A 22,841-nucleotide genomic window follows, 5' to 3' on the forward strand; every position below is an offset into this window, starting at 1 on the left:
TGTTCGAAGGGAGAGCAACATGACCGTCGTCAGCGACGACGCGCCTTCCGTGGTCCAGGCGTACTACCGGGTCCTCACCGGTGGGATCGAGAACTACGGGGATGGCCAGGAGCTCGTGCCTCTGCTGGCTGATGACCTCGACTTCGAGGGGCCCATCGCTGGACGCGTCGTCGGGGCAGCCCTGTTCCGGCAGGGTGTCCAGGGTTTCATCGCCAACGTCAGCAAGATCGACCTGATCCAGGAGGTCAACGGTCCGGACGGCACGGCCGTTCTCTACGACGCCCACCTGCCCAAGGGTGTCGTCCGGCTCGCCGAGTTCTTCACGATCATCGACGGCGTGATCCAGCGGCTCCGACTCCACTACGACCCCGCCGACTACGTGGCCAAGGGCGGGGGCTGAGCGAGCAGTCCTCCGTCCAAGCGGCCACCTGTGTCCCGGGCCCCATCGTCGTCGGGGGCGGGCCGGACGGGCCGGCGGAGGATGATGTGGCGGACCGGGGCGTCACGGTGCTCGGCACCGGCCCGGCGCAGCTTGCGGGCGGCTGCGTCGGGCCGGACCTCCTCGGGCTGCCGCAGGCCACGCCGGGCGTCGGCGGGCCGGTCGGCCCGCGAAGGTGCCGCGTTCGCGGCCACTCAGTCGAGACAGAACTCGTTGCCCTCGATGTCCTGCATCACGAGGCACGACTCGTCGTCGTCGTCGGCAGGCAGTAGTCGCACGCGTACCGCGCCGAGCGCGATCAGTCGTGCGCATTCGGCCTCAAGCGCGGCCAGGCGCTCTTCCCCCACGAGCCCGGTGCCGACCCGCACGTCAAGGTGGAGCCGATTCTTGACGACCTTGCCTTCGGGAACGCGCTGGAAGAACAGTCGCGGGCCCACACCTGAGGGATCGACGCACGCGAACGCCGACCCCTGACGCTCAGGCGGCAGTGCGCGATCGAAATCGTCCCAAGTGGCAAACCCCTTCGGTGGCGGCGGCACGACGTACCCCAACACCTCGCACCAGAAACGAGCGACGCGCTCGGGGTCCGCGCAGTCGAAGGTGACTTGGATCTGCCTGATCGATGCCATCGGTCCATCGTAGGGGCGGGGGCTTCCGTCGTCTCCACGGGCCCGCTCCCCCGCCCACCCGGCCGGCGGCCCCTGTCCCGCACGCCGCTGGAGGCGGGCGGGACGCGGAGCATCAGAGGTCGCGCTCCTGCTCGTCGAGAATGGCGAGCGCGATCTTGACAGCGCCCGCCGCGTCGCCGGCCTCGATCGCCTCGTACAGTTCCTGGTGGGAGGAGTCGGAGCTGAGCACGGCACGTTCCATGCAGTGGTCGCGGAGGAGCGTGTCGCGCACCGCCTCGCTCATGCCGCGATACAGGTCCAGCAGCACCGGGTTGTGCGAAGCCGCGGCGATGGACAGGTGGAAGCCGAGGTCGGCGTCGGCGAACGCGTCGAGATCTATGGCCTGGTGGGCGGTGGTGCGCCGCTCCAGCGTCTCCCTCAGCGCGTCAAGGTCCTCCGGTGTCCGTCGTTCGGCGGCCAATCGGGCCGCCACGAGGTCCAGGCCGCGCCGCACGTCGATGATGTCCATCGTCGCCGCGCGGTCGAGGCGGCGCTTGAGCGCCACCTCGCTCTCGTCCGTGGCGGTGACATAGGTCCCGTCGCCCTGACGTGTGGTGAGCAGGCCGGCGTGGACAAGAACGCGGACGGCCTCGCGTACTGACAGCCTGCTCACGCCCAGCATCTCGGCCAGCTGGCTCTCTGAGGGGATCTTTGTGCCGACCGGCCAGACGCCGCTCGAGATCTCTTCGCGGAGCTCACGTATGGCGGAGTCGACGAGGGTGGTCCGGCCCACTTGCCGCATTCGTCCTCTTCTCTAATCATCTGATGTCTGATAATTCTATGCCACTGTTGCCCGCAAGTTAAGGGGATCAGCCGGTATGGCTCAGATTCTGTTCACCGATGTCCGCCCCCACGATGTCCTGGTCGAAGACGGCCGCGTCGTCCCCCTGGAACGCAGAACAGAAGGATGCGAGGTGGTGGAAGCGGGCGGACTGCTCGCCCTGCCCGCCCCGGTCGACGCGCACGTCCACCCCGACAAGACCACCTGGGGCCAGCCCTGGCTGAGCCGTACTCCGGCCCAGACACTGCGCGACCTGATCGAGGGTGATGTCGCGGCGCGGGCGGGGATGGCGGCGCCGGTGGCCGAGCGGGCCGGGGCGCTCATGGATCACGCGATCGCACGCGGTACGCGGGCGTGGCGGGCACACGTGGACGTCGCCCCGGTGTACGGGCTGAGCAACGTGCACGGCGTGCGGGAGGCGGCCCGGGCGCGTGAGGGCCTGCTGGACGTGCAGATCGTCGCCTTCCCCCAGCTCGGGCTGCTCTCGATGCCGGGTACGGCGGAGCTGATGGAGCAGTCGCTGAAGGAGGGCGCGGACATCCTCGGCGGGCTCGACCCCGTGGGCATCGACGGCGACCTGCACGGACACCTCGACCTGCTGTACGGCATGGCCGAGCGGCACACCGTACCGCTCGACATCCACCTGCACGACGGCGGTGAGCAAGGGGTCGCGCAGGTGCTGGAGATCGCTCGCAGGACGAAGTCCAGCGGTGTGCCGACCACGATCAGCCACGCCTTCTGCCTGGCCGACCGAGAGGACCTCGCCGAGACGCTGGCCGAGGCGGAGGTCGCGCTGACCACCTGCGCGCTCGGCGCGGACCCGGTCCTGCCCGTCGGTCCGCTGCTCGGAGCCGGCGTGCTGGTCGGCCTCGGATCCGACGGGGTGCGGGATCCGTGGACGCCGTTCGGCGACGGCGACATGATCAACCGCGCCCACCTGCTCGCCTACCGCACCGACGCCCGCACCGATGAGGAGCTGGCCACGTGCTACGAGATCGCGGCGCACGGAGGCGCCGTCCTGCTGGGCCTGGAGCCGGCGCGGCTCCAGCCCGGTGACCCCGCCGACTTCATCCTGGTCCGCGCCGAGTCCATGGCCCAAGCCGTCGTGGACAGGCCCATCCCCCAGTTCGTCGTCCGCAACGGACACGTTCGCGAAAGGTCCTATTGATGATCCGTCGAGCCATACCCGTGGCCACCGCCCTCGCGCTGGCCCTGACCGCGTGCGGCCAGCAGGCCGCGTCACCACAACAGCAACAACAGCAAGGAGCGGGCGGAGCGCCCAAGCTGGAGCTCAGAACCGTCACCGCCCCGGCCACCGGGGAACTGGACAAGGTGACGTGGAACCTGCCGTACGAGCCGCAGACGGTCGACCCGATCAGGTCGTTCAACTACGCCGAGAACACCGTGCTGGCCAACATGTGCGAGAGCCTGCTGCGGCTGACCCCCGAGTTCGGCATCGAACCCGGCCTGGCCGAGAAGGCCGACAACCCCAGCCCGACCACGTGGGTCTACACGATCCGCGACGGCGTGAAGTTCTGGGACGGCACGCCGCTGACCGCCGAGGACGTCGCGGCCAGCCTCAACCGCCACCTCGATCCCGCACTCGGCACCTGGTGGGGCGACTACTTCCACACCGTGGAGTCGATCAAGGCGACGGGGCCGATGCAGGTCACCGTCACGTTGAAGCAGCCCGACGTGCTGTTCAACCAGGCGATGGCCTCCGCGGCGGGCGCGATCGTCTCCGCCGAGTACGCCAAGAAGAAGGACCTGGGCTCGCCCACCGGCGGTGTGATGTGCACCGGCCCGTACAAGTACGAGAGCTGGAAGTCCGGCGACTCGCTGACGATCAAGCGCAACGACGCCTACTGGGACACCGCGTTGCGGCCCAAGACCAAGGAACTGGTCTTCCGGTTCATCGCCGACGAGACCACCGCCGTCAACGCGCTGCGCTCCGGCGAGGTGGACGGGCAGTACTTCTACCTGCCCCCCGCGGGACTCGGCCAGCTCCAGCAGTCCACGACCGGCTCGGTCACGCTCGGCAAGTCGCTGACCTTCTGGACGCTGCTGGGCGCCGCCAAGACCGGCCCGTACGCCGACCCGAAGGTCCGCCAGGCCCTGTCGCTGGCGCTGGACCGGGCGGCCATCTCCAAGGTGGTCTTCCAGGGGACGGCGGTGCCGCAGCGCACCCTCGCCGGTGCCGAATACTGGGGATACCAGCGGGACGCCTTCCAGAAGGCCTATGACGCGCTCCCTCCGGAGACGCCCGACCTGGCCAAGGCCAAGCAGTTGCTCACCGAGGCCGGCTCGCCCACCCAGACCATCACCATCGGGATCCAGGGCAGCTCGGCCGTCCACGAGCAGACCGCCAACCTGATCAAGGCGACCGGCGAGGCGCTCGGCCTGAAGATCGAGATCAAGGTGATCCCCGTCGAACAGTACGGGAACCTCTACAGCGACCCCAAGGCCCGTGAGGGCATCGACGCCTTCTTCTCCACCTGGTACGGCAACGTGCCCGACCCGCTCGACATCTACACCGTCTTCCTGGCGGGTAGCCGCACCAACTTCAACGACTACGCGGCCGTGGACGCCGACATCAAGAAGGCGCGGGCGGCCTACGACGAGACGGAGCGGGCGGCGCTGGTGACGACGATCCAGCAGAAGGTCACCGCCGACGTGCCGTGGATGCCGCTCAACAACCTGCCGGTGATCCTGTACATGAACAAGCGGGTGACCGGAGCCGTCGCGTCCTTCCCCTACCTGTACTACCCGTGGGCCGCGGGCCTCGGCGCGGCATGAGGTTCCTGGCGAAACGACTGGCAGGGCTGATCGTGGTCCTGCTGGTCGCCTCCTTCCTGGTGTACGGCCTGCTCTACTTGGTGCCCGGCGGCCCGATGGCGTTCCTGCTCGGCAACCGCAGCGGCACCCCCGAGCAGGTCGCGGCCATCCGCGCGCAGTACCACCTGGACGATCCGTTCCTGCTGCGCTACGCCGCCTGGCTGCGTGACGCGGTGACGGGCGACTTCGGCACCTCCCTGGTCTATCGGCAGGACGTCTCCGCGCTGATGGCCTCCCGGGCGACGACGACCGCCTTCCTGGTGGTCTACGCGACGCTGCTGATCGTGGCCGGGGGCGTGGCCATGGGCCTGCTGGCCGGGCTGCGCGGCGGCAAGGCCGACGGCGCGGTCAGCCTGATCTCCTCGGTGTTCCTGGCCACGCCGCCGTTCGTGATCGGGGTGATCCTCGTCATCGTCTTCGCGCTGGGACTGGGCTGGTTCCCGGTCTTCGGGCCCGGTAACGGGTTCGGTGACCGCATCCACCACCTCACGCTCCCGGCGATAACGCTCAGCCTGGCCAGCGCCGCGTTCCTCGCCCGTATCACGCGGGCCTCGGTGTCGGAGGAGCTGGGCCGGGAGCACGTGGAGACCGCCCGCAGCCGCGGCCTGGCCGAGGGGCACATCGTCCGCAGGCACGTGCTGCGCAACGCGGCCATCCCGGTGGTGACCGTGGTCGGCCTGAACGTCGCCGGGCTGATCGCGGGCTCGGTCGTGGTGGAGAGCATCTTCGCCCTGGACGGCCTGGGCTCGTTGTTCGTCCGCGCGATCCTGCAACGCGACTTCGCGATCGTCCAGGCGGTGGTGCTCGTGCTCGTCACCGCCTTCGTCCTGATCAATCTGGTGGTGGACCTGTGCTACTCCGCTCTCGACCCGCGCCTGTCGCGGCAGTGACCCGCCGTCTGGGCGGGCTGGGCGTGGCCGCTGCCGTCCTGCTGACCGCCACCGTGGTGATCACCCTGTTCGCGCCGCTGCTCGCGCCCTACGACCCCGACCTGCCCGACCTGTTCAACGCGCTGGGCGGCGCTTCCGTCGCGCATCCCCTGGGCGGGGACGCCCTGGGCCGGGACGTGCTGTCCCGGCTGATGTACGGCGCGCGGACCACGTTGCTCGCCCCGGTGCTGGTGATCTGCGTCGCGAGTGTCGCGGGGACCACGCTGGCGATCGTCGCCGCCTGGGCGGGCGGCAAGGTGGACGCGGTCATCTCCCGCCTGCTGGATGTGCTGTTCTCCGTGCCCGGCATCGTTTTCGCGCTGGTCACCGTGGCCGTCCTCGGTCCCGGCATCCCCGGCGTGGTGATCGGCCTGGCCGTCGCCTACACCCCGTACGTGGCTCGGGTGGTGCGGAGCGCGGCGCTGCGTGAGCGCAACCTGCCGTACGTGGCCGCCGCCTGGGTGCAGGGCCGTTCCGCGACCGCCATCTGCCTGCGCCACCTGCTGCCCAACCTGCGGCCGATCATCGTCGCCCAGTCGGTCTCCGCGCTCGGCTTCGCGGTGATCGACGTGGCGGCGGTCTCCTTCCTCGGGCTGGGCGTGCAGCCGCCCACGGCCGACTGGGGGCTGATGGTCAAGAGCGGCCTGGACAGCGCCATGCGGGGCCAGCCGCTGGAGGCGCTGAGCGCGGGCCTGCTGATCGCGCTGGTGGTGGCCGCAGTGAACCTGTTGGGTGATCGCCTGGGGAGGCAGCCGTGAGCCTGTTGACGTTGGAAGGCTTCGGCCTGGCCGTGCCGTACGGACGGAGCTGGCGGACGCTGGTGGAGCAGGTGGACCTGACCATCGGCAGAGGAGAGGCCGTCGGGCTGGTGGGAGAGTCCGGGTCGGGCAAGTCGATGACCGCCCGGGCGGTCATCGGCCTGACCCCGCCGGGCGCCCGCGTGACCGGCAGGATCGTCTTCGACGGCGCCGAGGTGCCCTCGGGCAGGGAACTGCGGCGGCTGCGGGCCAAGCGGATCGCGATGATCTTCCAGGATCCGCGGGCGCACATCAACCCCGTCCGCAGCGTCGGCGACTTCCTCACCGAAGCCATGGTCCACAACCTGCGGATGCCGGTACGGCAGGCGTCGGCGCGAGCCGTACAGCTCCTCAAGGAGGTCGGCATCACCGACGGTGAGCGGCGCCTGCGCCAGCACCCCCACGAACTCTCCGGCGGTCTGCTGCAGCGCGTCATGATCGCATCCGTGCTCGCCGTCGAACCCGACCTGGTGCTGGCCGACGAGCCGACCACCGCACTGGATGTGACCACCCAGTCAGAGGTCATGGCCATCCTGGACGAGCTGCGCCGCGAGCACGGCATGGCCATGCTGTTGATCACCCACGACCTGGAGCTGGCCGCCGCGACATGTGACCGGCTCGCGGTGATGTACGCGGGCCGGATCGTGGAGGACCTTGACGGCGAGCCGCGCCACCCCTACACGCGCGGCCTCATGAGATCACGCCCCAGTTTGGAGGGAACGGTGCACCGGCTGCCGGTGATCCCCGGACGGCCCGTGGCGGCCTTCGAAGCCGAGGAGGGCTGCGCGTTCGCACCACGCTGCGACCTGGCCGAGCCGCGTTGCCGGGAGAGCCGGCCGCCGTCCGTCCGCGGGGTCGCCTGCCTGAGAGCGGAGGAGACGGCATGAGCGTGATCGAAGCGGAGCGGCTACGGAAGACGTACGGCACCGCCACCGCGGTCGACGAGGTCTCCTTCACCGTGGCCGAAGGCGAGTCGCTGGCCATCGTGGGAGAGTCCGGGTCGGGGAAGACCACCGTCGCCCGCATGCTGCTCGGCCTGGAGACGCCCACCAGCGGGACGATCAGCGTCTGCGGGCGGCCGCGTCCGGCAGGCCGGGTGTCGGCCGGGGAGCGGCGCAGACGGGCACGAGAGATCCAGATCGTCTTCCAGGACCCCTATTCCTCGCTGGACAAGCTGCAGCGGGTCGGCGACGTCGTCGAGACGAGCCTTGCCCTGCACTTCTCGCTCACCCCCGCCGAGCGGCGGAAGAAGGCGCTGGACCTGCTCGAATCCGTGGGCCTGGCCGAACGTCACGCCGCGATGCTGCCCAGACAGCTGTCCGGAGGGCAGCGCCAGCGGGTGGCCATCGCCCGCGCCCTGGCGGTGGAGCCACGCGTGCTGGTGCTGGACGAGGCGGTCGCCGCGCTCGACGTCTCGATCCAGGCGCAGATCCTCAACCTGCTCGCCGACATCCGCGAGCAGCGGTCGATCAGCTATGTCTTCATCTCCCACGACCTGGCCGTGGTCAACCAGATCAGCGACACGGCCGTCGTGATGCGTCACGGCCGCGTCGTGGAGCGAGGAACCACCCGCGCCCTGCTGCGCGAGCCGCAGGAGGAATACACCAAAGCCCTGCTGGCCGCCGTACCCAGGCCCGGATGGAAGCCGACCCGGAGGAACACACAGTGAGCACTCTCGTCAGGGCGTCGTTCGTCATCGGCTTCGACGGCGACGACCATGTCATCCACCGCGACGCGTGCGTCGTCTACGACCGCGACCGGATCGTCCACGTCGGCCGCTCCTACGACGGCCCGGTCGACGAGGTGATCGACGCCGGTGAGGCGATCGTCGGGCCGGGCTTCATCGACCTGGACGCGCTGGCCGACATCGACCACGCCATCCTCGACACCTGGCACGCCGACTCCAGCGGGCTGGGGTGGTCACAGGACTACGCCGTCAACCGGCGCCGTGCCGTCTTCCCGCTCGAGGACACGCTCTTCATGCGGGAGTACGCGCTCACCCAGCTCATCCGCAACGGCATCACCACGGCGATGCCGATCGCCGCCGAGACGCACAGCGCCTGGGCGGAGTCGTACGAGGAGCTCGCCGGCGTCGTGGAGATCGCCGGACGGCTCGGCCTGCGCATGTACTTGGGTCCGTCCTACCGCTCCGGCGTGCCGGTGCTGCGTGCCGACGGCAGCAGGGACGTGCACTGGGAGCCCGAGCTCGGCGAGAAGGGGCTCGCCGACGCGATCCGCTTCGTCCGGGACGTCGACGGCGCCCACGACGGCCGGATCCGAGGGGCGCTCCTGCCCTGCCGCATCGAGACCGTCACCCTCGACCTGCTGCGCGCCACCGCCCGAGCCGCGGAGGGACTCGACTGCCTGGTCCGCCTGCACTGCATGCAGGGGATGACGGAGCTGCGGTTGCTGCGCGAGTGGTACGGCCGGCACCCGCTGGACGTGCTGGCCGAGGTGGGCCTGCTCGGTCCCCGGCTGCTGATCCCACACGCCCTGTACCTCGGTGACCCCGAGACGCCGTTCGAGGGATCACCGGACCGGCTCGCGGCCCTGGCCGGGATCGTGCACTGCCCCCTCACCTTCGTCAGGTACGGCGACGCGCTCCGCGACTTCGACCGTTACCGGGAGGCCGGTGTGAACATGGCGCTGGGCACCGACTCCTTCCCGCCCGACATGATCCGCAACATGGACTACGGCAACAACCTGGCCAAGCTGGTCACCGGACGGCTGGAGGCGGGCTCGGCCGCCGACTACTACCGGGCCGCCACGCTGGGCGGCGCCCGCGCACTGGGCCGGGACGATCTGGGCAGACTCGCCCCCGGCGCCAAGGCCGACCTGGTCGTCGTGGACCTCTCCGGCCCGCGCACCGGCCCCGTCGACGACCCGATCAGGACGTTGCTGATGAACTGCACGGGCGCCGACGTGTCCACCGTGGTGATCGACGGCCGGCCGGTGATGCGCGACCGGATGATCGCGGGGGTGGATGAGGAGTCGATGCGGCTCCGCGCACAGACCTACTTCGAGACGATGAAGGCCGCCTACTCTGAGCGTGACCACATGCGCCGCGACCAGGCACTGTTGTTCCCCGCGTCCTTCCGCGTCGTCGAGGCCGGCTCATGAGCGGCGCCGGCCTCGCCACCGAGCTCAGCGCCGGGCTCGCCGCCGAGCTCGACACCCGGCTCGCCGCGGCGGACGAGCGACTGCGTACGGCCTACCCCGGTGAGCCGTCCGGCCGGCAGCCGGTGCACACCGTCTACGTCCCGGCCGACCGCTACACCTCGGACACCGTACGGACATGGGGCCGGGAGGCCCGGGCGGCGCTGGCCGAGCACGGCCGGACCGTCATGGAATTCGCCGGCGCGCTCGACCTGCCGCCGCGGACGGCGGCGGAGGTGTACGACCGGGTCCGGGCCAAGCTGGAGCGCGAGCCGGTCGAAGACCTGAGGATCGACTTCGAGGACGGCTACGGCAACCGCTCGGACGCCGACGAGGACGCCACCGCCCGGGCCGCAGCGGAGGCCCTCGCCGCCGCTGTCGCCTCCGGCGACGGCTCGCCCTTCCGCGGAATCCGGTTCAAGAGTTTCGAGGCGCCGACCCGGCGGCGCGGCCTGCGCACCCTGGCGATCTTCCTGGAGACTCTCGGCCCGCCGCCCGACGGCTTCGTCGTCACGCTCCCGAAGGTGACATCCGTCGAGCAGGTGGAGGCGATGGTGCTGGCCGCCGAGCGGCTGGAAGCGGCGTACGGGCTGGAAGGCGGGAGCCTGCGGTTCGAGATCCAGGTGGAGACACCGCAGGCGATCCTCGGCCCGGACGGCGTCTCGCCGCTGGCATCGATGATCCGCGTCTCGGCCGGGCGCTGCACGGGCCTGCACTACGGCACCTACGACTACTCGGCGGCGCTCGGGGTGTCGGCGGCGTACCAGAGCGTGGAGCATCCGGTCGCCGACCACGCCAAGGCGGTGATGCAGGTCGCCGCCGCCGGTACCGGCGTACGCGTCAGCGACGGCTCGACCAACGTGCTCCCGGTCGGCGACACCGACGCGGTCCGCGCCGCCTGGCGGCTGCACGCGCGCCTGGTCCGGCGCGCCCTGGAGGGCGGCATCCACCAGGGCTGGGACCTGCATCCGGCCCAGCTCCCCAGCCGGTACGCCGCCGTCTACGCGTTCTTCCGTGAGGGACTGCCCGCCGCGGCCGCCCGGCTGCGCGGCTATCTCGGCCGCGCGGATTCGGGCTTCCTCGACGAGCCCGCGACCGCCCGGGCGATGGCCGGATTCCTCGTCCGCGGCCTTGACTGCGGCGCCGTCGACGAGGCCGAGGTCCGCACCCTCGCCGGCATCGCCCCACCCGGACTCCGCGCACTGACCCAGCCGGCCGGTCCAGGTCGCCTCGGACGGGTGGAGTGAGATGCGCATCCTGATCGTGAATGTGAACACCACCGCGTCGATGACCGAGACGATCCGTGCGCAGGCCGCGGCGTACGCGTCGCCAGGCGTCGAGATCGTCGGGCTCACCCCGTCGTTCGGGCCGGAGTCGGTGGAGGGGAACTTCGAGAGCTATCTGGCGGCGGTCGCCGTGATGGACCGGGTCGTCCGGTACGCCGAGCCGTACGACGCGGTGATCCAGGCCGGATACGGCGAGCACGGCCGCGAGGGCCTGCAGGAGCTGCTCGACGTACCCGTGGTGGACATCACCGAGGCGGCCGCGCAGGTCGCGATGCTGATCGGCCGCACGTACTCGGTCGTCACGACGCTGGACCGCGCCGTACCGCAGATCGAGGACAGGTTGCGGCTCGCCGGGCTGGCCGACCGGTGCGCGTCGATCCGGGCCAGCGGGTTGTCGGTCCTCGAACTTGAGGAGGATCCCGGCCGGGCCGTCGACGCGATCGTCGCCGAGGCCTGGAAAGCCGTCGTCGACGACCGAGCTGAGGTGATCTGTCTTGGTTGTGGCGGAATGGCCAGCCTCGGCCGGGAGATCACCGCCGCCACCGGGGTACCCGTCGTCGACGGCGTCGCCGCCGCGGTCGCCCTCGCCGAGGGGCTCGTCCGGCTCGGCCTCACCACGAGCAAGGTCCGCACCTACGCGACGCCACGGCCCAAGACCGTGACCGGGTGGCCGATCGACAATGGAGGTGTCGTCTGATGGCCGAGCTGGACGTGCTGTTCAGGGCCCGTCGAGTGGTCACCGCGGCCGGGGAGGTGGCGCGCAGCATCGGCGTACGGGGCGGGACGGTGATCGCGGTCGAGCCGCTGGACGCGGACCTCGAGGCCGCCGAGGTGGTCGAGCTCGGTGACGACGAGGTGCTGCTGCCCGGCCTCGTCGACAGCCACGTGCACGTGAACGACCCCGGCCGGACCGAGTGGGAGGGCTTCGGGAGCGCCACCCGGGCGGCAGCGGCCGGCGGTGTCACGACGATCATCGACATGCCGCTGAACAGCATTCCGCCGACCACCGATGTCGCGGCGCTGCGGACGAAGCGGAAGACCGCCGAGGGACGGGTGTACGTCGACGTCGGCTTCTGGGGCGGGGCCGTACCGGGCAACCTGTGCGAACTGCGCGGGCTGCACGACTCGGGCGTGTTCGGATTCAAGTGCTTCCTGCTGCACTCCGGCGTGGACGAGTTCCCCCACCTGGAACCGGGCGAGCTGGCGGACGCGTTACGGGAGATCGGGGCGTTCGACGCACTGATGATCGTGCACGCCGAGGACCCGCACGTGATCGACCACGCCCCGGCCGCGCACGGCGCGAGCTACCGGGACTTCCTGCGCTCCAGGCCGCGGGGCGCGGAGAATCTCGCGGTCGCGCAGGTGATCGAGCTGGCCCGCCGGACCGGTTGCCGGGCGCACATCGTGCACCTGTCCAGCTCGGACGCGCTGCCGATGATCCGGTCGGCCCGGCGCGACGGCGTCCGGATCACCGTGGAGACGTGCCCGCACTATCTGACGTTCAGCGCGGAGGAGATCGCCGAGGGCGCCACCCAGTTCAAGTGCTGCCCGCCGATCCGGGAGGCGGCGAACCGCGAGTCGCTCTGGCAAGGGCTTGCCGACGGCACGATCGACTGCGTGGTGTCCGACCACTCGCCGTGCACACCGGAGCTCAAACGGTTCGACGTCGGTGACTTCGGCGTCGCCTGGGGCGGCATCGCGTCGCTGCAACTCGGCCTGCCGGCGGTGTGGACCGAGGCCCGGCGCCGCGGCCACACGCTGACCGACGTGGTGCGCTGGATGGCCGAACGCCCTGCGGAGCTGGTGGGGCTGCCTCGCAAAGGCCGGATCGAGCCGGGCTACCAGGCCGACTTCTGCGTGTTCGCGCCCGACGAGGTGTCCGTGGTCGACAGGGAACGGCTGCACCACCGCAACCCGGTCACGCCCTACCATGGCCGGCCGCTCGCGGGTGTGGTCCGCGGTAGCTGGCTGCGCGGCGTACCGATCGACATCGACAGCCCGCCGCAGGGCCGGCTGCTCAACAGAGGAGGAGCATGACCACCCACGGTTTCACCCGGCTTCCGGACCTGGCCTCGCGTGCGCTGGCCGGTAGCGTGGTGTACGCCAACGACGAGTTGTTCGCCGAGCGCGAGAACTTGATCAAGCCTGAGCCGTCGGTTTTCTCGACGGAGGACTTCGGCCACAAGGGCAAGGTGTACGACGGCTGGGAGACCCGTCGCCGGCGCGAGCCCGGGAACGACCACGCGATCGTCCGGCTCGGCGTCCCGGGCGTGGTGCACGGCGTGGTGATCGACACCGCCTGGTTCAAGGGCAACTATCCGCCCTACGCCTCGGTGGAGGCGACCAGCGTCGAGGGGGCGCCGTCACCGGCCGAGCTGGAGCGGGCGAGCTGGGAGACGATCGTCGAGAAGAGCGCGATCAAGGGCGACACCGAGAACGCGTTCGAGGTGGCGGACCGGCGGCGCTGGACGCATGTCCGGCTGAGCATTTACCCCGACGGCGGGGTGGCCCGGTTCCGGGTGCACGGTGAGCCGGTGCCGGACCCCCGGTTCATGGACGGCACGATCGACCTGGCCGCGCTGGAACACGGCGGCGACGTGGTGGCCTGCTCGAACACGTTCTACTCCTCGCCGGTGCAGCTGCTGCTGCCCGGCAGGGCCAGGATCATGGGCGACGGCTGGGAGAACGCCCGCCGCCGCGACGGCGGCAACGACCACGTGACGATCAGGCTGGCCGCCCGTGGCCGGATCCGCCGGGTCGAGATCGACACGTCGTACTTCGTCGGCAACGCGGCCGGCTGGGCCTCGCTGCGCGGGACCGATGGCGATCATCTGGACGAGGGCGCGGAATGGTTCGACCTGGTTCCGAAGACGCGGCTGCAGCCGGACACCCGGCACTTCTTCCGCTCGGCGTCGGCCGCGCCGGTGACGCACGTCCGGCTGGACGTCTTCCCCGACGGAGGCCTGGCCAGGCTCCGGGTGCATGGTGAGGTGGTCGCCGACGCCCACCATGGGGCCGTGCTGCGCTGGCTCGATCTGCTCCCCGCCGAACACGCCGTCCAGGTTCTCGGCGGGGCCGGCGTCCCCTCGGAGACAGCCGAGGACCTCCTCCGCCGACGGCCGTTCGCCGCCGGCGGCGTGCTGCCTTCGACGGTGCTCTCCACCTTGTCGGGATGACTCCGTCCGGCAGGGCTCACCGGCGTGCCCACTTCGGAGACCAGGTGATCACGCGTCGGCCCCGATGAGGAGGTGGCGGGGGCCGCGTGACGCCGGGGCCCGCCGGCGGCGAGGCGGCGACATCCGCCGGGAGCTCGGTCGGACGGGGCGACGGGTGCTCAGGCGGTGGGGGCGCCGGTCACCCGCCGCTCACCGCCGTTGCGCTCCTGCCACAGGCGGTAGACGTCGACGGCGGCCCCGTGCGGCTCGTAGCGCATCGGCAAGCGCCGCTCGGCCCAGTCCTTGGCGAGCTCGGAGTAGAAGGTGTCGAGTTCGAAGTACTTGCGGTCGTCCACGTAGTGGGGCTCATAGGCCTCACGGGTGGTGAGGAAGACGACCTCGTCCGGAGAGCAGTAGTACAGCGATCCCAGGCACATCGGGCAGGGATGCGCCAGGACGTAGATGGTGGTGCCGGTCAGGTGTTCGGTGCCCAGCCTCATACACGCTTCGCGGATGGCGAGGATCTCCGCGTGCGCGGTCGGGTCGGAGGTCTGGGCGACCTTGTTCGCGCTCTCGGCGAGGATCTCGCCGTCCTTGACGATGACGGTCGCGAACGGGCGGCCGCCCTCGGTGACGTTCTGGCGGGCGATGTCGACGGTGCGCTGTGCGATGTCCATGAGAAGTCCTCGGTGAGAAGCGGGGGCCTCCGGCGAGCGAGCCGGCGGAGGGCGGAAAGCCGGACGGGGAACGGTCGGGGAAGGGGGTGGGGCCGGATGCGGTGAAGGGGTCCTGTCCGGCCCGGGCCGGGTCTCGCGGTCCGGTTCAGAAGGGCTTGGTGGGCAGATACTTGCCGTCGAGGGTGATGACAGCGCGCTCGCCGCCCTCGGGGTCGGCGACCTTCTTCACATCGAGCCTGAAGTTGATCGCGCTGATGATCCCGTCACCGAACTGCTCGTGGACAAGGGCCTTCAGCGTGGTGCCGTAGACCTGGAGCATCTCGTAGAAGCGGTAGATGGTCGGGTCGGTGGGGACGGCGCCGACGATGGAGCCGCGGGTCGGGATGGTCTGCAGCAGCATCACCGCGTCGTCGTCCAGGCCGAGCAGCTCGGCGACCGCCTTCGCCGCGGCCTCGGGCAGGGCGTGCTGGCCGAGGACGGCGGCGGTGACGAAGGCGACCGACAGGCCGGCGGCGTCGGCGATCCGCTGCCAGGTCAGGTCCTTCCGCGTCTTCGCCTCGACGGCGGCTGCGGCCAGGGCCTGACGGGCGGTGGGGTCGAACTGGGCGTGTGCCATGGGAGTGTTCCTTTCCTACGGGCCGGTCCGGAGTGGCGGGGAACCGGCAGGTCTCCGTGCTGCCTGGTGATTTCCGGGTGCCGGACGGTGACGGGACGTCAGGCGTGGGGCTTGGAGGTCAGACCGCGAGCGCGGAGGGACGGCCGGTGGCGTCGAGTTCTGCCACGGTCCCGGTGCCGATGTCGTAGATCCAGCCGTGCAGGGTGACCGTCTTCCCGGCCAGGGCGTGCGCCACCGAGGGGTGGGTGGCCAGGTTCGCCAGCTGCGTGAGCACGTTCTGCCGTACCAGCGCGGCCACCTTGCCCGCGCCCGTCTCCGCGCCCGTCTCCGTGGTCGTGGTCGTGGTCGTAGTGCGAGGCTGGGAGGCGTCCGCGTGCCGCAGCCACTCGGCGACCGCGGGAAGCGCGGCCGGGTCGAGACCGTCGGCCAGGGCGGTCATCGCGCCGCAGCCGGAGTGCCCGCACACCACTATGTCGGAGACGCCCAGCACGGCGACGGCGTACTCGATGCCGGCGGCGACACCGTCAGCGGAGCCGGGGGCGTAGGCGGGCACGAGGTTGCCGGCGGTGCGGATGACGAACAGCTCGCCAGGCTCACTCTGGGTGATCAGCTCGGGTACCACACGGGCGTCGGAGCAACTGATGAACAGCGTCGCCGGCTGGTGGGCGGTGGCCAGGCGCGTGAAGAGCTCCGTCTTGGCCGGGAAGACGTCTCGCTGGAAACGTGCGACTCCCTCTTCGAGATCCTGCATGGTTCACTCCCTTCGATTGGAGGCGGCCTCTTGGGCTGACCTAATCCACCATGCATGACGTGCGGCGATAGTGTCCAAGACGAACTAACCATGATCTCCATAGTTGTCGCCTATAGTTGTCCTCGTGGCCCCGGAACTGCGTCACCTGCGCTATCTGATCGCCGTGGCCGAGCACGGCAACTTCACCCGCGCCGCCGAAGACCTGCGCATCTCCCAGCCCACCCTTTCTCAGCAGATCAAGCAGCTGGAACGGGCCGTGGGCGTGCAACTGCTGGACCGGAGCGGCCGCAGCGTGCGCCTCACCGACGCCGGTGAGGCGTACGTCCACTACGCCCGGCGTGCCCTGCGAGACCTGAGCGCCGCCGAACGGGCCGTCTTCGACGTGGCCGACCTGTCCCGCGGCAACCTGCGGCTGGCGGCGACCCCGACGTTCACCGCCTATCTCATCGGGCCGCTGATCGCCGAGATGCATGCCCGCCACCCCGGCATCACCCTGGACATCAAGGAGATGACGCAAGACCGCATCGAGTCGGGACTGCTGGCCGACGAGCTCGATCTCGGAATCGCGTTCTGTGATCACTACCTGCCCGGCATCGGCGGCACCGCCCTGTTCGTGGAGACCCTCAGCCTCGTGGTCAGCGCCCATGACTCCGACGGCGAGCACCTCCGGCCGATGCCCGCCCGAGATCTCGCCACGCGGCGACTCGCGCTCCTCAGCGGCGAGTTCGCCACCCGAGGGCACATCGACGCCTACTTCAGGCGGCAGGGCGTCAGCCCCCGCATCGTGGTGGAGGCGAACTCCGTCCAGGCCCTCATCGAAATCGTTCAGCGCGGCTCCGCCGCCACCGTCCTCCCCGACGCCGTCACCCACGACCACCCCGGCCTGAGCCCGATCCCGCTCGCACCGGCCCTGCCCACCCGCACCGTCACCCTGCTGCGGCGGGAGAACGCCTACCAGAGCGCCGCCGCCCGCGCCTTCAGCGCCGTCATCGGCGACCATGTCCGTGCACGTGGGTACGCTCCCGCCTGAGCCGCGCCGGTCTGTCGGTGGAGTGATCTAGTGTCCCGGCCATGACTTCAGCGACGCAGGCGTACACGTACGCCGCGCCCTCCTCTCTTGTCGACGGTCGTCTCGGATTGGCGACCTCCGGCGGGCGGGCCCTGTCCGGCCCGGCCGTGGCCCCCCGGTTCTTCAGCGGCGTGGTGACCCAGGCGGCCCCCGCCGCGGCGGCCCTGCTCGGCGTCGCCGACGTGGCGCTGGCCCGCTACCACCAGCCGCAGGCGCGGCCCGGCTGGGTGCGCGACCCGGTGGTGACGTGCAATGGAGACCGGTTGCGGTTCGAGTCGTTCTCGGCCTGCGGCGGTGTGTACGCCCGGCTTGACCTGCTGAACGGCGCGCTCGACGGCGAGGTGTTCGAGCGGGGCACCACCAACGTCGACGTGAACGCGCCGCTCCGGGAGGCGCTGGCGCGCATCGGCGCGCGTGACCCGCTGCACCTGGGGGTCGGGCTCGACGAACTGGTCGTGACCACGATGGACGGAGCGGTGGTGGAGAAGAAGGTGCCGCTGCCCGAGCGCTGGCTACGCGGCTTCGCCGAGGTGCAGGTCATCGCCTCGGGCATGGACCAGCGCGGTGAGCTGACCGGCATGGCGGCGGTGCGGTTCCTGCGCGGGCTGCCCAGGAAGGGCACGGTGTGGGTGGCGCAGGCGGGGCGGGAGCTGAAGGTCTCCGACCGTCAGGTTCCGGGCTCGGTCCGGCTCTCCGGCCCCAACCGGCTCGGCACCCTCCTGCCGCTGCTGCGCTTCGCGAAGTCCCTCCGGGTGTACGGCCCGGCCGACGCCGCCTCCAGCGCCTGGGAGCTGGAGCTGCCGGGCATGCGCTACACACTCGCCCTCTCGCCCGAGAGCTGGCGCGGCTTCTCCGGCGAGGGCGCGGTGCTCGACGACCTGGCCACCGACGAGGCCGAGAACGACGCCGACGTGGTGGGCATGCTGCTCAACTTCGAGCCCGAGGTCGAGATCGGCCTGCTGGCCGACCGCGCGGGCATGCCCGCCGACCGGGTGCGGGCCGCGCTGACGCAGCTCGGCGTCGCCGGCCGGGTCGGCTACGACCTGTCGGAGGCCGCCCACTTCCACCGTGAGCTGCCCTATGACAAGGACAACGTGATCCTGCTCAACCCGCGGCTGGCCAAGGCGCGCAAGCTCGTCGAGGCGGGCGCCGTGCACCTCGAAGGCGAGCTGGCCACCGTCCATACCTCGGGCGGCGCGCGCCGGGTCTCGCCGGCCGACGGATCCTGCACCTGCGAGTGGTGGTGGGACCATCGCGGCTCCCGCGGGCCGTGCAAACACGTGCTGGCCGCCCGGATCGTCGCCCGCGCCGCCGTGGAGGTCTCCCGATGACCCTCTGGACGGAGATCTGCGACCTGATCACCCGCAACCAGGTCACCCGCCTGGCCGACCGGCTGGTCACGCTCACCGAGCAGGAGCGCGCCGAGCTGGGCGGGCGGCTGCCCGGCCTGGTCAAGGAGCTGCGCCGCGTCCGCACCGAGCAGGTGCGCGCCGAGCACCCCGACGACTTCGAGGAGATGGCCTCCTGGGAGGTCGGCGACCTGCTCGACACACTGGCCGGCGCGCTGCTGCTGACCGGTGTCGGCGTCATCACCGGTCCGGCGGCCGCCGTGACGTGGATGACCGGCCGCGACGTCAACCGCCGCTGGGCCGAAGAGCCCAACGTCGCCCAGGTGTGCCGGGTGGCGGCCGCCCGCCCTTTGGAGTGGCGTCGCGATGTCGCGGTCCGGCTGGCCCAGCGGGTGCGCCGTCCCGCCGACCGCATCGCGCCGCTGGCCGTGGCGCTGCTGCGCGAGTCCGGCGCCGTGCCGCCCGACCACGACCCGCTGGTGGCCGCCTGGCTGGCCGCGCCGAGCGTGCCCGCTGACCCGCTGACCGCCGTGCTGCTGCCCCGTGTCTTCGACGCCGACGGCGCGGGCCGCGCCCTCCGTGACGAGCGGCTGGAGCCCCGGCCGACCCGCTGGCTGGCCGCCGCCCGCAAGCTGCCCAGGGAGCAGGTGCTCGACGGTTGCGTGAGCCGTTTCCTGCGCGGCGGCGAGGCGCAGGACCTGCGGTTCTTCGTCCGGCTGCACATGCTCCTCGACCCCACGCCCGCAGAGTCCGCGCCCCGCCTGCGCGACTACCTGCGGTTGCTGCCGTCGGCTCCGGGCACGGTCGCCGAGCTGGCCGCCGGGCAGGTGCGCGGGGCGATGCCGCTCGACCACGCCGACCTGGTCGAGGCGGTCGACGCGCTCACCTTCCGGGACGAGGCCAAGCTCGCCGCCACGGGCCTGCGCTGGCTCGACCAGGCGATCCGGGCCACGCCCGAGGCGGCCGCCGATTTCGTGACCGCGCTGACCACGGCGTACGCGCACAAGTCCTTCGACGTGCGCAACCGCGCGGCCGAGCTGACCCTGAAATACGCCGACCTGTTCGCCGACCACACCGGGGCGATCCTCGACGGCGTCCGCCACCTCCCCGCCGACCTGGGCGCGAAGCTGGCCGAGCAGTTCGGCGGGGAGATCCCGGTCGAGGAACTGCTGGAGCAGAAGGAGTTCCCGCCGCTGCCCGAGCTGCCGGAGGCGCGGCGGTTCCCCGAGCCGTCGATCTCCCCCGACTACCACAAGCGTTGGATCGGCCAAGAGCGCTGGCTGGCGGCCTTCGTCGCCGGGATCGCCGACGACCGGGCGAAACTGCGCCGCAAGCTCAAGCCCCACGTCGAGCAGGACCAGGGTTACTGGCGGTCCAGGGAGGTGCGCCTCGACCCCGACGACTGGCAGTCGGCGCTGTCCGCCGAGCTCGTCACCCCCGGCAGCGTGCCGGAGCTGCCGCCGATCGGGCCGGAGAAGTTCTGGGACGACGCGAGCCACTCCGTGAGAGTGCGCGCCCTCACCCGTGGCGAGGAGCCCGACCCGGAGCCGTCGCCCCGGCGGCTCATAATAAGCGGTGCCTACCGGCCTGGCCGCTACCTCGACGACGACACCCCGCTGCGCGCCTTCTTCATCACCTGGACCAGCGACGACGGCCCGGACGGGGCGGTGGCCCACGAGGGCGACCGGCAGATCCCCTTCGCCAGGGGCCGGATCCACCTGTACGGCTCCCCCACCGACGTCGAGCAGCCGGGGCGTTTCGGCGCCGACGACGAGGACGAGGAGATCCACGACGACAGACTGCCGGATCGCCTCCGTCCGGCGCGGGCGAGGCCTGGCGTCCCGTACGACGACTCCGAGGAGGCCATGCCGTCCTTCATCCTCGACCACGCCTACGAGCGCATGGCCGAGCTGGGCGTGGACCCCGCCCGGATCGCGGCGATGCGAGCGGGAGACCCGGTGCCCCCGCCGGACCCGGGCGAGCCACTCGTACAGGTGACCGTCGTCTTCATCCCACCCCGGCTGCGTTCCTTCATGCCCGAGGAGTTGCCCGAGCACGACGAGTGGCGGCGGCGCAACCGGCTGCCCCGCCCCAATCGCGTCTCCCCGCCCCACGATTTCCTGCTGCACCGCTACGCGGAACTCGCCGAGGCCCTCCGGAACGGCACCCTGCCGCCCGTGCTGCTGGCCACGCCGACCTGGATGAGCGGCCACCTCGACCCCGACGTGCTGGTCGGCCGGCTGGAGACCTGCGCCGCCGCCGGAGTGGAGCCGCCCCTGGCCGACCTGGCGCAGGCGCTGCTGCGGTTGCCCCGGGGCAGCCACCAGGCCGCGGCCGACCGGGCCGCCAAGGTCGACTCGGAGGCGGCGCGCTCGGCCGCCCGCTGGCTCGCCGGTGACGGCATGGCCGACCCTGAGTGCGGCCACGTGTGGCGCCACATGGTGGGCGCGTCCATGGTCGAGTTCGGCGACGGCGAACCGGAGCACTTCACCGAGGTCAGGCTGCAGCCGGTGTTGCGGGTGACGGCCCCGACCGGCCATCGGCTGATCGACGAGGTGCTGCTGCGTCAGCCGTTCGACTGGACGGTCGACGAGTTCGGCGGCACGCTCCGGGCGTGGCCCGCCATGCTGCCCTCGCACCGCGAGGTCGTGGCCGTCAACTTCCTGCCCTTCCTGCTGCGCGGCCGCTGGGGCGTGGGGGTGACGCCCACGGAGATCACCGGCCTGGAGATCGCCCAGGGCCCGATGGGCGAGTCCACGGCGGTGATCCTCGCCTTTCTCCTGGCCGGCAGCGTGCCTGACATGATCCCGCTGGTCCTGAGCATGGCCGCCAGGGGCGAGCTGCCCGCCGAGGCGATCGGCCGCCAGCTCGCGCTGGTGCTGCGCCGCACCTGGCAGGAGACCCGCCCCGCCATCGCGGCCCTGACCGAGCTGGCCGACGCCGGCGGCCACCACGAGGTGTGGCGCATCCTGCGCGCTCTGCTGCCCGGGATGTTGCCGGGCGAGGGGCAGCGCATCACCGTGACCCACACCGAACTCGTCGCCTTCGCCGCCGACGTGGCACGCTGGACCGGCGCGCGTGGGGAGATCCCGGTCGTCGCCGAGTTCGCGCGCAGCCGCCGGACGATCCGCTTCGTCCACGAGTGCAAGCGGCTTCACGCCCAGCTCGCCGGAGCCACGTCATGACCTCTGACGACATCCGTACCGAGATCGGGGATCCCGTGCTCGACCACGACGCCTCGGAAGCCTGCCCCGCTCACTCGCCGTAGACACCGGCTGCGGGCGCCCTCGGCCACGCCGACGCGGTCGAGGGCGGTGGTCGGCTCATCAGGCGCCGGAGTTCGCTGCGAGGGCGATGTCCGTGCGGCCCGGCGCGTAGTGCAGCATCGCGTTCTGCGTGGTCATGAACACCGGCCCGAGTGCACCGCCCATCAGCATCAGGAACACCACCGCCGCCCCCTGATGAGCGGCGAACGCGTACAGGCCGAGCATGCCCACCGCCTGCGTCGCCACGGCGGTAGCCAGCGCGGACAGCGGAAAACGGTCCAGAAACGCCCCGGTGATGCTCACCCCGGCCAGACACGCGACACCGAAACCCACGAACAGGACGCTGACCGTGCCCGAGGAGAACCCGCTCACGTCTTCCAGGAACATCACGATGTAGGTGTATCCCGTGAACGCCCCGGTGGCGGACAAGGCTCCGGCCGCCAGCACCGTCGTGAACCGCCGCACGTCGGGACTGGTCGCGTAGGCGGCGGGCTCTTCTTCCGGGTGCGAAGTCGGCAGCAGAACGGCGATCGTCACCAGGGAGACAAGCCCCAGAGCCGCCAGCAGGGCGATGGGCACCTGCCAGTTGCTCCGCTGGCCCAACCAGGTCCCAGCGGGAACACCAAGCACGAGGGCGAGCGAACCGGCGACGGACAGCGCCCCGACCACACGGCCCCGGACCTCGGGCGCGAACAGGCCCACCGCGACCGGCCCCATCACGGCCCAGAACAGCGCCTGGGCGAGCGCGGTCAGCAGCCGCGCCGCGAGGAGCAGCCAGTAGGAGGTGGCCAGCGCCGCAACGAGGCTGGACACCACGAGCGCGGCCAGCAGTCCCGTGAGCACATGGCGTCGGGGTACGGCGCGGACGACCTGGACGATCGGCACAGATGCGATGGTCACCGTCACGCCGTAACCGGTGACCAGGAGGCCGACCGCTGACAGGGACACCCGTAGGTCATCGGAGATGAGCTCCAGGAGGCCGACCGGTAGGTTCTCCGCGGTGTTGAAGGTGAGGGCGGCCAGCATCAGAGCCCCGAGCACCGCAAGCCTGTGCCACGGAGCCGGTT

The 22,841-nt window shown here is 71.2% G+C and carries 21 protein-coding genes; 15 read left to right on the forward strand and 6 right to left on the reverse strand.

Translation table 11 applies throughout. The annotated features are described in order from the left end of the window. Positions 1-19: 19 nt before the first annotated feature. Complete coding sequence (locus J2S55_RS38590; protein ID WP_306871404.1) at positions 20-400, forward strand: nuclear transport factor 2 family protein; 381 nt, start codon at positions 20-22, stop codon at positions 398-400. 233 nt (positions 401-633) lie between these two features. On the opposite strand, the gene J2S55_RS38595 is transcribed toward J2S55_RS38590, so the two are convergent. Then, positions 634-1,068, reverse strand: a complete 435-nt coding sequence (locus J2S55_RS38595; RefSeq protein ID WP_306871406.1) for a VOC family protein — start codon at positions 1,066-1,068, stop codon at positions 634-636. 112 nt (positions 1,069-1,180) lie between these two features. Then, positions 1,181-1,849, reverse strand: coding sequence for a FadR/GntR family transcriptional regulator (locus J2S55_RS38600; protein ID WP_306871410.1), 669 nt, complete (start codon positions 1,847-1,849; stop codon positions 1,181-1,183). A gap of 76 nt (positions 1,850-1,925) precedes the next feature. On the opposite strand from J2S55_RS38600, the gene J2S55_RS38605 reads away from it, so the two are divergent. The 11 genes from J2S55_RS38605 to alc are packed head-to-tail and all read left to right on the forward strand — an operon-like array spanning position 1,926 to position 14,067. Continuing rightward, positions 1,926-3,056: an amidohydrolase family protein gene (locus J2S55_RS38605; protein ID WP_306871413.1), complete on the forward strand. Its 1,131-nt coding sequence runs from the start codon at positions 1,926-1,928 to the stop codon at positions 3,054-3,056. Then, positions 3,056-4,684, forward strand: coding sequence for an ABC transporter substrate-binding protein (locus tag J2S55_RS38610; protein WP_306871415.1), 1,629 nt, complete (start codon positions 3,056-3,058; stop codon positions 4,682-4,684). Before J2S55_RS38605 ends, J2S55_RS38610 begins: the two co-directional genes overlap by 1 nt. Next, complete coding sequence (locus J2S55_RS38615) at positions 4,681-5,613, forward strand: ABC transporter permease (protein WP_306871418.1); 933 nt, start codon at positions 4,681-4,683, stop codon at positions 5,611-5,613. Before J2S55_RS38610 ends, J2S55_RS38615 begins: the two co-directional genes overlap by 4 nt. Continuing rightward, positions 5,610-6,410: an ABC transporter permease gene (locus J2S55_RS38620; protein WP_306871421.1), complete on the forward strand. Its 801-nt coding sequence runs from the start codon at positions 5,610-5,612 to the stop codon at positions 6,408-6,410. Before J2S55_RS38615 ends, J2S55_RS38620 begins: the two co-directional genes overlap by 4 nt. Continuing rightward, the gene (locus J2S55_RS38625; protein ID WP_306871423.1) at positions 6,407-7,336 is read left to right on the forward strand and encodes an ABC transporter ATP-binding protein; all 930 of its coding nucleotides are present in this window, start codon (positions 6,407-6,409) and stop codon (positions 7,334-7,336) included. The genes J2S55_RS38620 and J2S55_RS38625 overlap by 4 nt, the downstream gene beginning before the upstream one ends. Continuing rightward, positions 7,333-8,118 (forward strand): ABC transporter ATP-binding protein, encoded by a 786-nt coding sequence (locus tag J2S55_RS38630; protein ID WP_306871425.1) that lies wholly within the window; start codon positions 7,333-7,335, stop codon positions 8,116-8,118. The genes J2S55_RS38625 and J2S55_RS38630 overlap by 4 nt, the downstream gene beginning before the upstream one ends. Further along, positions 8,115-9,569 (forward strand): amidohydrolase family protein, encoded by a 1,455-nt coding sequence (locus J2S55_RS38635; protein ID WP_306871427.1) that lies wholly within the window; start codon positions 8,115-8,117, stop codon positions 9,567-9,569. The genes J2S55_RS38630 and J2S55_RS38635 overlap by 4 nt, the downstream gene beginning before the upstream one ends. Continuing rightward, positions 9,566-10,852, forward strand: coding sequence for a DUF6986 family protein (locus J2S55_RS38640; RefSeq protein WP_306871429.1), 1,287 nt, complete (start codon positions 9,566-9,568; stop codon positions 10,850-10,852). The genes J2S55_RS38635 and J2S55_RS38640 overlap by 4 nt, the downstream gene beginning before the upstream one ends. Position 10,853: 1 nt before the next feature. Then, the gene (locus J2S55_RS38645) at positions 10,854-11,588 is read left to right on the forward strand and encodes an aspartate/glutamate racemase family protein (protein ID WP_306871431.1); all 735 of its coding nucleotides are present in this window, start codon (positions 10,854-10,856) and stop codon (positions 11,586-11,588) included. Beyond that, a complete protein-coding gene (gene allB, locus J2S55_RS38650; RefSeq protein ID WP_306871433.1) occupies positions 11,588-12,928 on the forward strand; it encodes an allantoinase AllB in 1,341 nt (446 codons plus the stop codon). Before J2S55_RS38645 ends, allB begins: the two co-directional genes overlap by 1 nt. Continuing rightward, entirely contained in the window at positions 12,925-14,067 is a 1,143-nt protein-coding gene (gene alc, locus J2S55_RS38655) for an allantoicase (RefSeq protein WP_306871435.1), read from the forward strand. Before allB ends, alc begins: the two co-directional genes overlap by 4 nt. Before the next feature lie 158 nt (positions 14,068-14,225). Here alc and J2S55_RS38660 read toward each other — a convergent pair whose 3' ends face one another. The 3 genes from J2S55_RS38660 to J2S55_RS38670 all read right to left on the reverse strand — a co-directional run bounded on the left by J2S55_RS38660 (position 14,226) and on the right by J2S55_RS38670 (position 16,090). Further along, entirely contained in the window at positions 14,226-14,723 is a 498-nt protein-coding gene (locus J2S55_RS38660) for a nucleoside deaminase (protein WP_306871438.1), read from the reverse strand. A gap of 145 nt (positions 14,724-14,868) precedes the next feature. Further along, positions 14,869-15,339, reverse strand: a complete 471-nt coding sequence (gene cynS / locus J2S55_RS38665) for a cyanase (protein WP_306871441.1) — start codon at positions 15,337-15,339, stop codon at positions 14,869-14,871. A 118-nt stretch (positions 15,340-15,457) separates the two neighbouring features. Next, the gene (locus J2S55_RS38670; protein ID WP_306871444.1) at positions 15,458-16,090 is read right to left on the reverse strand and encodes a carbonic anhydrase; all 633 of its coding nucleotides are present in this window, start codon (positions 16,088-16,090) and stop codon (positions 15,458-15,460) included. Positions 16,091-16,214: 124 nt separating this feature from the next. Here J2S55_RS38670 and cynR point away from each other — a divergent pair, with 124 nt between their 5' ends. Genes cynR through J2S55_RS38685 form a run of 3 tightly spaced genes read left to right on the forward strand, consistent with a single transcriptional unit; the run spans position 16,215 to position 21,693 of the window. Beyond that, complete coding sequence (gene cynR, locus J2S55_RS38675) at positions 16,215-17,120, forward strand: transcriptional regulator CynR (RefSeq protein WP_306871447.1); 906 nt, start codon at positions 16,215-16,217, stop codon at positions 17,118-17,120. Between the two features lie 41 nt (positions 17,121-17,161). Next, positions 17,162-18,490 carry an SWIM zinc finger family protein gene (locus J2S55_RS38680; RefSeq protein WP_306871450.1) on the forward strand — a complete coding sequence of 443 codons (1,329 nt, stop codon included), beginning with the start codon at positions 17,162-17,164 and terminating at the stop codon, positions 18,488-18,490. Next, complete coding sequence (locus J2S55_RS38685) at positions 18,487-21,693, forward strand: DUF7824 domain-containing protein (protein ID WP_306871453.1); 3,207 nt, start codon at positions 18,487-18,489, stop codon at positions 21,691-21,693. Before J2S55_RS38680 ends, J2S55_RS38685 begins: the two co-directional genes overlap by 4 nt. Positions 21,694-21,834: 141 nt before the next feature. Here J2S55_RS38685 and J2S55_RS38690 read toward each other — a convergent pair whose 3' ends face one another. Continuing rightward, complete coding sequence (locus J2S55_RS38690; RefSeq protein ID WP_306871456.1) at positions 21,835-22,815, reverse strand: MFS transporter; 981 nt, start codon at positions 22,813-22,815, stop codon at positions 21,835-21,837. Positions 22,816-22,841: the final 26 nt, after the last annotated feature.

Origin of the sequence: Streptosporangium brasiliense (assembly GCF_030811595.1) — a bacterium.
GTDB classification, from domain to species: Bacteria; Actinomycetota; Actinomycetes; order Streptosporangiales; family Streptosporangiaceae; genus Streptosporangium; species Streptosporangium brasiliense.